The sequence below is a fragment of the Gardnerella sp. DNF01159 genome, from assembly GCF_049244215.1.
Classification (GTDB): domain Bacteria; phylum Actinomycetota; class Actinomycetes; order Actinomycetales; family Bifidobacteriaceae; genus Bifidobacterium; species Bifidobacterium swidsinskii.
On the sequence record NZ_CP058387.1, the window covers coordinates 311,894 to 327,328 of the forward strand.

The following is a 15,435-nucleotide window of genomic DNA, read 5'->3' on the forward strand; positions in this document are numbered from 1 at the left end:
GAGGAAGCTACGTTCTTTTAAGAACAAAGCAGACAGTAAAGCCTTTAACAGCCAAAGCGACGAAGGACGGGAGCTTGCGCAAACACAAATTTTCCAGTCTCGTCAAGCCCAAAGAACAAGAACATCAGCCAAAACTCATAGACGATACCAAAGAATATCGAAAATAAACTCGCGCAACAACGCCAAAAACTGGCACTTCTCTAAGTCCTGCATAGTCCCTGCTTTGCTGTTGCTTGCGTCGTTTGCGTCGCTTATTTATCCGCACGCCGCCATGTGGCTAAGCCAATACCACATGTCGGAAGTTGCTGCTGAGTACGCGAAGCTTATAACTCATGCTGTTCCTGCTCCGCATGAGCAGCTCCGCCGCGCTCGTGAGTATAACAGTCAGCTTTCGTCGGGTGCTATTTACGAAGCAAATACTAACATACCGACTTCTCACGGAGTTACTTCCGATGCGAGTCAGGATTATTGGGATCAGTTGAAAGTGAACGACGACGGGTTGATGGCTCGTTTGCGAATCAAAAAAATTGATCTTGATTTGCCTGTGTATCACGGCACAGAAGATGCCACTCTTCTGAAAGGTCTTGGTCATTTGCGTGGAACTTCGCTTCCGGTTGGCGGCAAGGGCGCGCGCTCTGTGATTACGGGGCATCGCGGTTTGGCAAGTGCGGAAATGTTCACAAGGCTGGACGAAGTTGGAAAAGGTGACACTTTTACAATTGAGGTTTTCGACGAGATTCTCACCTACAAGGTAGTTGACAAAATCGTTGTGAACCCTGATGAGACGAAGAAGATTGCAGCTGTTCCTGGCAAGGATTTGGTGACACTTATTACTTGCACGCCGCTCGGCATTAACACGCAGCGCATTTTGGTGACTGGTGAGCGAGTTGTGCCAACGCCTGCGGCGGATAAGGCGCTTCGTGGCAAGAAGCCGGATGTTCCGCGATTCCCGTGGTGGGTTTTGGGCTGCTTTGGTAGCTTGTGCGTTGTGGGCGGCTACGTTTGGTGGGCTGGTCTGCCGGTTAAGAAGAAAAAGAAGGAAGACGAAGAAGATAGTGCGAAAGATAGCGCGAAAGATAGTGCGAAGGATAGCGAGTCAAGTAGTGCTGCAAGTAGCGAAGAAGATAGAGAGTTAAGTAGCGCGAAAGATAGTACTGTACGCAGAGAAGATCTTGCGCGTGAGGAAGCTAGGGCGATTGCGAATCAGTCAAAAAAGAGGCCGAAGGTCAAAAAGTCTAGCTCGCGTAAGAAACGTAAGAGGGGCAGTCACGGCGAAAAGACTTTCGACTGGCTTATAAGCATCCTTGGTTTATGAGCGATTGCTTATAGGCAATAACAAAACTTAATAGAAAAACTTAATAACAAACTTGTGGTGCCGTGGGGGCGACGCAAAGCAGTTTAAAACAATGCAAAACAGGTGGAAACAATGAAGAGTATTTGGACGATTATGCTAAACGTTCTTGTTCGTATAGGTCAATTGACTCAATGCGCAACTCGTGTAGCTAAACGTACGACTCAGAATATGTACCGTGTGGCTAAGAGCGCGGCTGAGCGTTTAGCTAGTCGTGTGTCTAATCGTTTGGATGATCGTATAGCTAATTGCGTGAATAAACGCTCATCTAAACGCGAGTCTGTTTTTGCATATCGTGCGTTCAGTAGCTCTTTTGCCTCTGCTCTTAAAACTGTTCTTGTTTGTTCTCTTTCGGTAGCAATGTTGCTACCTATTTGCATTACTGCTGAAACCGCAGTTGCTTTGGATAGTGCTAATAATTCCGCTAATAATTCCGCTAATAATTCCGCAAATAATTCCGCAAATAATTCCGCAAATAATTCCACAAAGTCTGATCCAAAGTCTGATCCAAAGTCTGATTCTAACTCTAATTCTAATAATCCAGACTCTAATCCAGGCTTATCTGCATCATCTCAGTCTTCTGCGTTACAGAGTTTCGACAATTCACAAGGATCTGTAGATTCAGGGAATCTACTCTCTCGATCTTTTAATCCTTCTGCAGGCTCTGGCGCAGGCGTGCCGTTTGCTTCTCCGTTTGCTTCTCCGTTTGACTCTCAATTTGATTCTCCATTTGGTTCTCCATTCGGATCTCAACCGAAGTCACTTTTTGAGCGCGCTGCAGAAGAAGAAAGAGCAAAAGCGCAAAACCGCGACGCTAAGAATTACTCAGCTCGTGAATCTTACGAAGTGTATCGCCCTGGATGTAACAAGGATTACGCTTTAGGCGCATGCATTACTACTGACGGCGATGGTGCTGGTTTGCGCGCTACGAACGGTCACGATTTGGATGTTAATAGCCTTGGATACAACTTGGAATCTAGCGACCAATTTGCTAGTGCAGCAACGAGACCTCGCGGCCACTACGAAAACGGTTCTGTACCTGAAGATCCTTCTGGCACGGATCATTACGGCGCAACTTACTTCACTCCGTATCCTAAGGGCACTTTTATTATGGGCCGTTTACGCAACATGGCCTTTAACCATAAGGGTTCCGGCGTCGACAGAATTAACTTGCCTATAGATGACACTGCAGATTTCGTGTTTGTAAAGCGCACCCCTAAGCTTTCCGGTGGCGGCTTCGTGTGGGATATTATTTTTAACGCTGGCGGCCGCACTCAAGGCGCTGGTGCTGCTCTTGATTACTTTACGATTCCAAAAGGTCAGATTCTAGACAAGGGTAGCGAAGGCGGAAGGCAGTATATTCAGCGTGTTCTTTACAGTGGCAGGGAAGCTACTGCTTTGTATAAGAAGAATCAAGGCAATAATAATCCTCCTCGCGAAACCTGCTCATTCTCGTGGGATAATCCTAACGGTTTATGCAGCATTAAAACTGACGGTAACGATTTTGATTCTGGAGATGACTTAGTCGCAGCTTGGAATAAGATGCGCGGCACTGACGACAGTAAGAATGGCAATTATTCTAGGATCCTTCCGGATGCTGTAACAACTGAGGATTTGGGTAGTTCTGACGCTATTGGTTGGTGCCGTGATGGTCAAGGTTTGGACTGCATTAGATCCAGTAGCTATGGTGCTTTGGATGAAGGCGATCTTAAAGTTGTTCCTAAAGTTGAAGGAAGCTATAACAGAGGCTATAGTCCTGCTTATGTTGCTCTCGTGCAAAATCTTTATAGATCTATAAAAGATGACACGCAGCGCGTATTTAGTTTTGTGAACAATATTAAGTCTGGCGAGATTGCTTATACGTATAAGATTCACTTCACTACTACAACTTCTACGACTAAAAACAACTCATATTGCTCTTCTAATAACGTGGGTGATGGCACGGGTTGCGAAAACTTTTCATTCTTCTACGCTGCAGGATCTTACTATGGTAAGAGACAGAGCAAAGGTTTTTATGGTGCTACTGACCCGTTTGGTGTTACTAAAGCCAGTAAATATTCCATGACTAATTTTGGTCGTGACGCTAACTTCTACATGTACACTGTAATGCATCAGCAGTGGTATGGTGCGCCGCGAATTATGGATATTCAGGCTCCTAGATACCACTTCCTTAAGGGTACTGGTTTGGGTCCGTACAACAGTGACAGTGGTAATTATCTTGAGCACAGGCATATTTCATTCTCTAGTGTGTTGCTTGGAATAGTAAATCAGCCTTTGGGAACTTCATATCTTATGAACGAGAACCAAGATATACGCTTATTGCCTGATTATTATTCCCCGAATAACGGCTATGCTCGAGGTAATCAGTGGTTCCGTAATCCTGGTATGAACGACCATAATACGAAGGATTCAGAGCCTGGTAGGCATAAGCTTGAGCTTAGATATAACGATAGAACGTATCATATGAGTGAAACTCAGGATTTGTGGTATAGGGTTATTACGCAAGCAGACGTGTTTAAGCCTTTGCAAACTGAGGAATATGACGAAAATAACAAGACTCCTAAGTATTATTCTTACGATCAGCCGCTTCCTAATCCTCTTATTATTGATAATCGTGATAATAATGCTGGGTTTGTGAATTTTGTTGGCAAACGTTCTGATTTGTATAGGCAGGTAATGGCTTTCGATCCTAACTTGTTCCCGCCTGTTAATAAAGATGAGTATGGTTCAAGGCATAGGTATGGTTCCATAAAGCAGAAGAAGGGCTCTAAGACAAACGATTATCCGCTTGATGCTAACTATTTGACTAATAATCCGGATGGAGATTCTAATACTCCGCTTAAGAATCTTGCTGTTTATAAAGCTGAGTGGACGAATAAGTGGGGTGATGAGTCTCGCTCGAACACTCTTCAGGATGCTGATTTAAGCGTTGCTGCTAAAGTGCCTATTGTTAGCGTTGTAAATCCTTGCGGTCATTCTAAGATTCTTGACGAATACAAGGATAAAATTAACGGTCAGTCTAGGTCTTCTATTTCATTTAGATCCATAGATAGTGACGATAATTCCGCTGCAAACAACGATCGTGCAGCTATGGGTGAGGATCGTGAAGACAGCATGCCTGAATGCTGGCCTAAAGCGCAAAATGCTACTAAGCGTAATGTTTGGTTTGTAAAAGATGCTCCTAAGACGGGCGATGACGGTAAGGAGTTGAAGCCTGGAGATCCTGTAAAGAAAGACTTGCAAGACAAAGTCTTGGCTAAAATCAAGCGTATTTACAGAACTTGGATGCGCAACAAGTATAGTGCTCAGCTGCAAGATGGCAAGAATCCTAAAGTTTTGCCAAATTACGTGTTTGTAAAGTACGTAAAGATTACGTTCTGGGATAACTCGACTACTGTTATACCTGTTGTATTCCCGTATGTTGATTACGAGAAGCCAACGTTGGATGTAAAAGTGAGCGTGAATAATGGAAATCCTGTTGATGCTCCAGCTGATGGTTTGAAGATTCCTGTTAATAGCAAAATTAAGTTCTGGGTTAAAGGTCATGACGATAAGAGGATTTTGCTTGGCGTAAAGCCGCAGGAAGCTACCGACTACTTTACTAACGATAAAAATAAGAGATTCTTTGATAGTAAAAAAGTTGTTGTGCGCAATGATTTCGATATGATTACCACTCCGCGTGACAAAAAGAATGATTGCGATACTCGCGGTTGCGGCGATTTTACTACAATAAGCTACGATCAATTCATTCATAAAAATGGTGAATCTGATAGTAAGACGGATCAAGTTGGCTGGGTTACTAACAGCAAAAATTCTAAAGATGATGGTTCTCCTACAGTATTAGTGGGCGATCAGAATAGAAATCACGGTGTGCATGATTTGATATTCCATGGTTGGGATGCTGCAGGTAATTCCGTAATAAAGAAAATTAAGCTGATTATTGTATCTCCTGGCTATGGTTTGCCAAACGTTTGGTGGGATAAGAAGCCGAATGGACATTATGTTGGGCGAGTGAATCCTTGGGATGAAGATAAGCGCGTGCGCTCGATTATGGTTAGGATTTGGGCGCGCGGTAAGGAAAAGCCTAGGAAGGATCATAACTACGATAAGCTGTGTCCAAATGATGGCAGTTGCTACGGCATTGTTATTCAGCGAGACGGTAATAAGAAGACTGATCTTTGGCATCAGGTTAATACTTTTAATCACAATAATGATGCTGCAAGCCCGGATGGGTCTAGAGCTGCTGAGGATAGAGCTGCTTTAGAGGACAGAGATGCAGTTGATGACAAGGCAGCTGACGGCAAGTCGGCTGACGGTAAGGCGGCTGACGGTAAGGCGAAAGTTGACAATAAAGCTAAAGCTGATAGCGAAAAAACTGATAATGCCAAACCAAGGGAGAACTCTACCCAAAATCAGCAGGATGAGCAAGCTAATAAGCCTCAAACTAGCAACAAGCCTGCTTCCTTGAAGATTTCAAAAGCAACCAAGAAGGATACTAAGAAGAATTCTAAGAATAAGACAGCTAAGAATAGTTCTAAGAAGAATTCTAAAAAGCGCAATGCTCCTGGAAAGCGCAGTAAAGTAAGATTTGCTGTGCTAAACGAAGGTGATTCTTCTAAGAATGCGAATACTCAGAAATCTGAAGTACAAAAACCTGAAGTAAGTGATGGTAACAAGCAGAGTGATTCTGCTAATACTGCAGAAAACGGTAGCGCAAGCAAAGATAATAAAGTCAGTAACGATAGCAAGGACTCTAAGAACGTCAAGGATTCTGAAGATGCTAAGTCAGAAGAATCTAAGGGTCAGGATCGAGATGCTGAAGGAGAAGATCGTTCTGCTAAAAAAACTGCGAAAAGTAACGATGATTGGCGTAAAGAATTTAGTAAGCGCATTCTTACAGCAAAGCTTGGAGATCATATCAAGGGTTGCACTGCTAACGGCGGCGACAGGTGCGAAATAACTTTTGATCCTGTAACTGGAAATATTACGATTCCGGAATACTTTGCAGAAATTGGTTCGAGAATTTACGTAGACACTTACTCTGTGCCGGAAAATAATCCAGATTGGCGTCAAGATAAACTTTGGAAGCTTATGGAGCCAGGCAATCTTCAGGATTACGAAGAATCTGACCCGCTTCCGCTCGATATTGCGTGGCCAAACGGCTTAGTGCAAGTGAACCCGTTTGAGCTTAATAATAACGAAATCGTGGCAATGCTTTCTTGGATGAGACACGATAAGCGTAACGAGCGAATTTTCGGTTACCGCAAGGAAGAAATTGGCGTTAAAGGGCAAAAGAAGTACGATACTTACGACCAGTACGACAGTGGCTTTAAGCCGAAAACTACTCAAGCAAAGTATGCTTATGGTGACGATAAGCCTCAATATTCATGCGAGTCGAAGACGGATCAGCAGTGGAAGCTGTGCTTAGATGGCGTTACTGGTATTGGCAAGCTAGATGAGAAACATAAACTTAACGAAATGCTGTACGCTATAAAGACTCTTTCTTTCCAAAAGTTGGAAGCTGATGACGAGACTACGCTTAACCCGATTGAGCATAAGGTGACGCGCTTCGTTGATATGCGCAAGGACTATACGTGGGGATTAGTAGACAACAACAAGAAAAGTGTTGACGGGCGAAACGATCCTGGATTTGACGGGCCGCAAAACGGCTTGCATGGAAATCAGAAGTTTGGCACGCAATACTTTGTGTACAAGTGGAACATAAACTCATACCGTAAGGGCGGCAATGGTAAGGCGTTAAACCTTCAGGATGTGCTAAAGCTTGTAAAAGGTACGCCGAACATAAATACGCAAGAGGAAAGTAAGCCGCAGCCTTCGCTAACTCCTATGAGTGCGGCGGATAATAAGCAATTTGATGCATGGAATGGTTCGTACCCTATGGCTGTTGCTGGTGGATTAGGTTACGCTGTGCGTGACAATACATGCGCTGCGTCTATTGCTGCTCATAACGGTGTTGCGCAAGAAGGTAAGTGTCAGTGGCGAAATAAGCTTAATTTAGTGAAGTACACGCCTAAAGAATTTATTATGGATTCTTCTTCATTCTCTTACAATGCTTCTGTAAATATGAAAAACGGAAGTGAAGTACATATTACAGATAAGCTTATTGAAAATAAGGGTAGCCAGCATGCTGGTGAAGATAAATATGTTAGTGAATATGCTATTCACAAGGACTTCCTGATGCCTGGCGGTGAAGATTTGAACGGTCAAGCAGACGGCGAAAATATTGGCGACATTATAACTAAGAATATTGATGTTGACACTATGAACGACTACGACGCGTACGGTGAAGGTACTTCGAAGCCTGAGGGATACGCAAATAACAGGCCATTCATGCATGCGCAACTTTATGTGAATAATGGTCAGGTTACGAACGATCTTCTGCTTCGTGAGCCTAGTAAGACGCCAGATAACACAACGAACGTGATAAACGTGTGGTTTATGCCGGTTGATAATGAGAAGCCGACGATTAGTGCGAAGAGTTATCAGGAGTGGGACGGTAAGCCATGGGATATTCACGGAAAATGCATGATTAACGGCGATGTGAATAACTGCAATACAGTTGATGATGATGTTATTACTCTTGATAAGAAAATTTATGCAGGTAATAAAGCTTGGTATGAGGCTGATAATGCAACGATTAATTTACCTGCAGCACTAAAACTAGACGATGATTTCAATGCTTACGAATCTGGCAAATGCACAAGAGAGTGGAAACATGGCGGTATATTTAATAAGCAATACGTCACTTTGTGCCCGAATAGTATAAACAGTAAAGTGCTGGTTAATAATCTGAATGTGTATATTCAAGCGAATAATATTCAGGATTCTAGTGGTAAAACTTCTAGTCCGATGGTGAAGTTTGTTAGTAACGGCGTTACAAATAAACATTTGCTTAGAAGGTTTGTTGAAAAATACAGAAGCACAGATTTAGAAAATCCAAGTGTAAATAAGCAAACTGTATTTACAATGTATGCTGAAACTACGGATAGTGCTGGAAAGCAAAGTGCAAAAACTGTTGTTGGATGCTTTAAGGCTACGTGGACAGACATGGTGAAACCATCTGTTGTTGCGTACGATGGTAAAAGCAATGAATTTGCAAAGTATGATGACTGGCTCAGCAAAGATGGTTCTTCACAAAACCGCGATTATAAAGTTGTCGTTAAATCAGGCTATGGAGCTAAAAGAATGGTAGTTTACTATCACCCTGCTTCAGAGCTTGAGAAACCTGTTACTAGTAATGGTCTTTTTGGCTCTGCTGCAAACTCAAATGAGACTAACTTGGAAACCAGCATTGGTAAAACAATTTCCGTATGCTGGAATGGATCGTGGAGTGTATGCGCTGGTACTTTCAAGCCGAATGAAGTAACGCTTAATCACGATAATGATGGTAATGCTGTTATAACATTCCCTAGTGGTTTCTTAGCTCCAGGAAGCGTGGTTCGAGCACGCAGTCGTCTTGAAGTTGGTCCATGGACGTATATGCCTGGTGTTAGAAGCCCTGAAGATCTTTCCGATGATTCGCTTAATAGAGACGGAAATAAGACTGCAAGAAGCGGTGGAAGTAATCGAAGCGGCGGAAATAGCAGAAACAGCGGAAATACGCGTGCTGCAAAAGGTCGCACTGCAAAAGGTAAAAACTCTTACAAAGACGACGCTAGTTCAGAAGATACTCTTGACGTGCTGCCAATGGCTTACGCAAAAGAAAAGCCTAGCGAAGTATGCCGTCCGGATTACTGGAGCGCAGACAACTGGTCTGGTTTGAAGAAGCCGTCCGACTGTGTGTACTTCGGTGTTACTATGAAGCGTCAAATAGTGCAAATACACCCAATGCTGCTAAGCGGTCACGAGGAGCGCGCAATACGAATGGATTTGCACAGTGAAAACAACTTTGCGGGCGAACCAAAGAAGGGAATTTGGCTTCAAAACGATAGCGAAATCGTTACGAATGAGGATCCAAGGCTTGAGCCTGGTAAAACTATGGTGACTTTTAGGAAGTATGACTATAGTGCTATGGACGATGAGCATAAGCCTTTGAATCCGCCTACCTATAGTGGCCGCCAAGTAGGGAATATACAAGACGTAGCTGTTATGACTCGAGGCTGGAGAAGTCGCGTGCTTGTGCCAAATCCGCGAGAAAATAAGATTACGCGATTTGTGCGATTGCGCGCGCCTGAAAACGTAGATAGTGAGCATGGTGGCGATAGTAAGGGTGCTGCAGACTACTTAGCTGATGCGCCTACCAGCTTCGAAGAAACTAAAGATAATAGTAAGGCTCTGCGCGTAGCTGGGCGTTCGTATGATCCAGGATTCGTTCTTTCGAAAGATAAGAAGTCTCTTCTGTATCTGTATAATGCTTCAACTAAGCGCAACTTTACGCTTAATGATTTGCAATATGCGTTGAAGCTTAAGCGTAACAGTACTTTGCACCCAGCAAACGAGTGTGGAAACTATGTTGATGGAAGTCAATGGGCGTTTGCTGATTGTCAGCCATCCTTGCTGCCAGAAGTAAGAGGTAGCGATAAGGTTGATGGTGAGAAAGGTCGAAACGGCTTCAGCTTTGATTGGAATACGCACTTCTATACGTATAATCCGTCTGAAGACCATAGGTCTGGTGCTGCTTCTGCTGCTAACGGCGCTGATAACGACAATGGTGGTACTACTGAAGAAACTTGGTATGTAAACGTCATAGATATGATTTCAAAGGGTGGTACCGGCGGTGGATATTCTATTCCTAATAGCTCTGGCGTAACGTCTGAAAGTAGTAATACTGGTCTTTCGCTTACCGACTTCGCTAATATTGGCGCATGGGGTAGGTCTGGCAGTATTGGATCTGACTTAATTGGTCATAAGGTTCTTAAGAATCCAGATAATGGTTTGTCGGTTATTATGACATATGGCGATAGCTGGGTTGGAGATACTCATAAAACGCGAGGCAAAGAAGGCGGCTGGAATAACGATGCCAACTACGAATTCGTAATGCCTGTGTACCTGGTGCCTGTTGATAACGTTAAGCCAACTTTTGCTGCAACTGCAGGATCGCTTCTCAGTGGTCACGCGGATGCTAATAATCCTTACGTTGTAACGATGGAGGAGAAGGACTACGCTAAGCTCACGGTTAAGGGTAATCCTGTAGAATACAAGGACGGAAAAGTTTCGAAGTCTCAAAGCAAGGAGAGTGGAAAGACTCTGTTTGCGGATGTCCACGACGATTACGACAGTTTCGGTGATCTCAGCAACTTTAGCCTGGTTGCATGCAAAGTCAAGAAGGCTGGCGGCGCAACTGATTTTGACAGCTGTAAGTCAATAATGGGCAAAGATGGCTCCGTGGATACTGCGGCGTTCAAGAAGTTAAAGACTGACGGTGACGGAGTTGAGTACGCTTTGTACGGACGTGCAAAAGATAAGTCCAGCAATGAAAGCGACGGCTTTGGTGATAACGGTAACAGAGGCCACTTAGTCGGATACTTCAGCTTTGGTTACTTGGTTCGTCCGGTTGCTCTGCCTCACAGCGGCGGTCAAGCTGCAATATGGTTCAGCTTCATATTTGGCGTGCTGTTGGCGTTGTTCTTGGCATCCGGCGCGTTCGGTAGGCGCGGATGGCTTGGGTCGGTTCTTAGTGGTCACGGATTCGGCGCACTCACTGACAGCAAGCATTGCGACGCTTCTGCAGAAGTGCTTCGAAGCGGCAAGCCGTTCTTCAAACTCAAGTCAAAGTTCAAGTTCAAGTGGCTTCGACGCTGACGCGTAAAATGCGTATGAGTTTGGACTTATAGCGTTTGCGTAAGTCCAAACTCACCCGCGAAACATATTTGCCTGCGACGCAATAGGTTATATACATCTTAATTGCGCGTTATTCAGTCGCGTGGATATTAGTGTGGTAGAGATTTGAGATTTTTCGCACTGAACGAGGTGAACGTCAGAGCCGCAGGCTGCTGATTCACCGAGTGAAGAAGAAAAATCGAAAAATCTCTGCGATAAGGCACGGTTATTAAACATTAAGCACGCAGAGTTTGGGGGATTTCTCTACGAGCACTAAAAGAGGACTGAGAAGCTACATTCTTTAAAGATAGGCGAACACACTAAACTCTTTTAGCAGCCAGAGCGCACGAAGGACGGGACGTGCGAGGAGAGAGATCCCCCGAAACTCGCGCCACGTTAAACAAAATGTAATATAAACTATACTTTCTCATGAAACTATATTCGCCTGCGACGCAATATAATAAAAGTATGACGCTAGTATCAAGCAAACAGCATGACTTGCAGCATGCGCAATCGTCCGCGCAATCGCCTATACAGCTTTCGCAATCGCCTATGCAGCAATCAGACCCAATCATTCCGCGCGTGCTAAGCATAGCTGGCACAGACCCAACAGGTGGAGCCGGAATACAGGCAGATCTCAAGTCAATTATGGCGGCAGGCGGTTATGGCATGTGCATACCAACTAATTTGGTTGCGCAAAACACGTGCGAAGTGCGCGAAGTATTCACGCCGCCAGTAAGCTTTTTCCGCACTCAACTTTCATGCGTGTACGACGACGTTACAGTTGACGCACTAAAAATCGGCATGCTTGGATGCACAGAATATATTGAAGCAATGCGAGACTGGATGTGTGATAACCCGGTTCCTGTAAGTGTTCTAGACCCGGTGATGATATCAACTTCCGGGAAGCGCTTGCTTGAGGCGAGTGCTGAAAATGCGATGCGAAACTTTATAAGCTGCGTTGATGTAGTGACGCCAAACGTGCCGGAATTGGCGGCTTTGTGCGAATCGCGCGTTGCGGAAAACTTTGAGGAAGCTTGCAACCAGGCGCGCAAGTTGGCTGCAAAAAACAGTGTTGTTGTAATCGTAAAAGGTGGGCACTTAACTAGCGAAGACGTTGGAAATACTGCGGTTTTCCCGGATGGTGACGCGCGGCACGTACCAAGCGAACGAGTTGAAACAAGCACAACTCACGGAACTGGTTGCTCGCTTTCTTCTGCGCTTGCTACGAAAATTGGGCTTGCTTTGCGCGAGGAAAAGAATTTGAGCGATCACGATACTGTACTTTGCGCACTTGAATGGTCAACGGCGTGGCTTCGAGAGGCGATTGCGGCTGGAAGTGAATTACATGTTGGGCGCGGCGGCGAGCGCGGTCATGGACCTGTAAACCACTCCGTACGAATCTTGCGGCAAACTGCGTGAGCGCGCGCTTATAGTGCGAGCGTTGTCTCGCGTTGGCGCGACGACATGCTTGAGCGCAGCACAGTGCGCGCGAAAGCAACTCGGAGCGTCCGATTTACTCAGTAATCACGCTTTTAAGCTCGCGCGCAACTTTCCCAGCATCCTCAGCGCACATAAGCGCCGACACTGTGCAAACTCCGTCAAGCTCAAGACCTCGAATAGGGAACACTGTGTTCTCGTGAATTCCGCCAATTGCCAACGTTTTTACGCCCATAGAGTGCGCAACTTTCGCCACTTCGTTCACTCCGTCAACTCCCAGCGGCGGCACGTCGTGCGCTTTCGTATGCGTTTCAAAAGCTGCACCAATGCCAATCACATCCGGCAGCGGAACGTCATTTTCTTTGCACTCGCGGTAAGCTTTCTCCATCAAATCCGGTCGAGCGCAAGAAAGCCCAACCATCCACTCTGCCGGCATCGCTTTTCGCGCCTCAACAAACGGCGTATCCTTTTGCCCAACGTGCAAGTTGAAACCAAGCTGAGCTGCGCAATCAACATGATCGTCTATGAATACAGGCACATCGCCGTGCTCAGAATCAATAAGCGCATGACGCAACTTCTTCGCCTTTGCTGAAATTTCAGCGTCGTCGGAATACTTATCGCGCAATTGCACAACTGTAACTCCGCCTTCAACTGACTCTACTGCAACTTCTTCTTCCGGGCGATTTCCCATGCGCGGATCCGTTACCAAATACAGTGTCCAATCAACAGGCTCCACCGTAAACTCAATATTTGTCAAACTAAACATGTCGTTTACGCTAAGAGTTGAAAGCGCATCCATCCACAGTGTGCGGAAAGTGCCGGGAGCTGTGGTTTGACGAGCTGCCCAAGTTCCAGCCGCTGCTGCGTGCACGTGTGCTGCAACAGTTGCTGCGAGCGGACGTTCTGGGTTTGCGCCAACGTATGCTGCAACCAACGCTCCCAAAGCGCAACCGGTTCCAACTACTTTAGTCATAGTTTTATGTCCGCCGGTTACGCGAGCTAAGCAACCGTGAGCGTAAATCGCGTCTTTTTCGCCAGAAATTGCCACTACTGAGCCGTACTTTTTTGCTAATTCGCGCGCGGCTTGAAGAGCATCGTTCACGTTATCGTGAGAATCCACACCTTTGCCGTTGCTTTCTTTGCCTGCAAGTGCCATTATTTCGGAAGCATTTGCGCGAATTACGGTAGGGTGGTGCTTAATAATTTCGTGTATAAAGCGCGCGCGTGGAGCAAGTGCTGGAACGCCGATTCCAACCGGGTCAAGCACCCACGGAGTATCGGCTTTTTCGCATCCTTCAACAGCTGCGCGCATGTATTCGGAAGTTTCTGGCTGATGGAATGTGCCAACGTTTATGAGCACGCCTGTGGCAATTTGCGCAAGTGCATGCGCTTCTTCTGGGTCGGTTACCATGATCGGCGACGCTCCTGCAGCGAGTAGTGCGTTGGCTGTAATGTCTTGCACGATTACGTTCGTGATGCAATGGGTGAGTGGCTGCTGTGTGCGCACGCGTTCGATGCATTGACGCACGTCGTTAAGAAACATGTGGCGGCGTGCGCGTACAGAGAAGCATGTGTCGACTTGCGTTGTTGAGCTTGTGCAGTATTCGTTTGCTTCGTTGCAGTTAGTTGTTTTTTCAGTGTTGCATGTTGTCATAATGTTTCCCTTCGCTAGCACTATCTAGATCAGGTTTTACGGATGTAATCTCAGCGCCGCCCGCGATTTTGCGGCAAATGCGCACTCCGAACCATCCTTCGACTATATCTTTTGTTCGTGACTTACTTTCTTCTGCGTGAGTGTCTGATTTTGCTTGTTTTGGGACACTGGTGCAGTTTGTGTTCTGCGTTCGTGTCTCTGGTTGGTAGTTTCGTGGAGCATTTGCTGGAAAATTCTCGACGTTTCGCAGCACTTGCAGGAATCTACAAAAATCGCGCCGCATTTTTGCAACTTCTTCTACATATTTTCGCTTGCAACTGTGTAACCATAAGTATGGTAAACATAAATATAAGTAAACAATAAGTAGATTATAGAAGTTACGAAAGCGAGATAACATGGCAAACGATTCCATGCTAGAACAAAAGACTCCGCTCACAGCGCGCGAATACGCGACGCGCACAGCAATACGCACGATTGCAATCATCGCATCTGTTTATGGTATGGCTGCTTCGTGGGAAGGCTTGATGACCTTTACTTATTTTACGAATCTTTCTAACCTGATGATTTGCGTAGCTCTTGCTGGATCGCTTTTGCTTGATACAGCTGCGTTTATGCGTGCTCGTAATTCTGTAGATTCAGCAGCGCAGCAAGATTCCGCAGCATCTTGCGCATGGTTCGACTCAAAATCCAACGCTTGGTACATTTTCAAATTCATGATGACTATCTCAATTGCTGTCACATTCACTTTGTACCTGTGTTTCTTAGCACCTACCAATAAGCTTGGTTTCGTTGGCGCTTACATGAATAACGGATGCAGCAGCCTTTGCGTTCACGCAGTTGCGCCGCTTCTTGCAATCGCTGATTTTGTGCTTTTTGATTATCGTTTCCGCTCTACTCGCGCACATTTGTATGTTTCTACTGTTCCGCCTCTTGCTTATGTTGCTTATGCTGCTATGCTTAGCGAGTTTGCTGGTGTTCGTTGGGGTGTTCATGCAATGCGCGCGCCTTATAATTTCCTCAATTATGGTGCTCCTGCTGGCTGGTTCGGCTTCGCACCGCAAACTTTTAATGCCACTACTTTGGGCGTTGGAGTTGCGTATTTGTTAATTGTGTTTACTCTTATTTTTATTGGTGTCGGCAGTGTATTTCTTGCGCTTAAGGATGCTCGCGCTCGTGCAATATTAAAAGAATAGTATTGTTGCGCGCCACT

The 15,435-nt window shown here is 45.4% G+C and carries 5 protein-coding genes and 1 riboswitch; of the genes, 4 read left to right on the forward strand and 1 reads right to left on the reverse strand.

Annotation, left to right across the window (positions count from 1 at the left end; translation table 11 throughout):
• Positions 1-154 precede the first annotated feature (154 nt).
• The 3 genes from HXT39_RS01155 to thiD all read left to right on the forward strand — a co-directional run bounded on the left by HXT39_RS01155 (position 155) and on the right by thiD (position 12,553).
• Entirely contained in the window at positions 155-1,315 is a 1,161-nt protein-coding gene (locus tag HXT39_RS01155) for a class C sortase (protein ID WP_082915501.1), read from the forward strand.
• Positions 1,316-1,426: 111 nt separating this feature from the next.
• Complete coding sequence (locus tag HXT39_RS01160; protein ID WP_103013815.1) at positions 1,427-11,113, forward strand: hypothetical protein; 9,687 nt, start codon at positions 1,427-1,429, stop codon at positions 11,111-11,113.
• A 486-nt stretch (positions 11,114-11,599) separates the two neighbouring features.
• Positions 11,600-12,553: a bifunctional hydroxymethylpyrimidine kinase/phosphomethylpyrimidine kinase gene (thiD, locus tag HXT39_RS01165; RefSeq protein ID WP_103013816.1), complete on the forward strand. Its 954-nt coding sequence runs from the start codon at positions 11,600-11,602 to the stop codon at positions 12,551-12,553.
• 94 nt (positions 12,554-12,647) lie between these two features.
• On the opposite strand, the gene thiM is transcribed toward thiD, so the two are convergent.
• On the reverse strand, positions 12,648-14,225 hold the full coding sequence (gene thiM, locus HXT39_RS01170; RefSeq protein WP_103013817.1) for a hydroxyethylthiazole kinase: 1,578 nt from the start codon (positions 14,223-14,225) through the stop codon (positions 12,648-12,650).
• A riboswitch (TPP riboswitch) is annotated at positions 14,215-14,324 on the reverse strand. Its footprint overlaps the gene before it by 11 nt.
• 296 nt (positions 14,325-14,620) lie before the next feature.
• Here thiM and HXT39_RS01175 point away from each other — a divergent pair.
• Positions 14,621-15,418: a hypothetical protein gene (locus tag HXT39_RS01175; RefSeq protein ID WP_102703235.1), complete on the forward strand. Its 798-nt coding sequence runs from the start codon at positions 14,621-14,623 to the stop codon at positions 15,416-15,418.
• Positions 15,419-15,435: the final 17 nt, after the last annotated feature.

Excerpts from the sequence above, each read along its gene's own strand:
- thiM (WP_103013817.1), bottom strand. The coding sequence starts at position 14,225 with ATGACAACATGCAACACTGAAAAAACAACTAACTGCAACGAAGCAAAC.
- thiD (WP_103013816.1), top strand. The coding sequence starts at position 11,600 with ATGACGCTAGTATCAAGCAAACAGCATGACTTGCAGCATGCGCAATCG.
- HXT39_RS01175 (WP_102703235.1), top strand. The coding sequence starts at position 14,621 with ATGGCAAACGATTCCATGCTAGAACAAAAGACTCCGCTCACAGCGCGC.
- HXT39_RS01160 (WP_103013815.1), top strand. The coding sequence starts at position 1,427 with ATGAAGAGTATTTGGACGATTATGCTAAACGTTCTTGTTCGTATAGGT.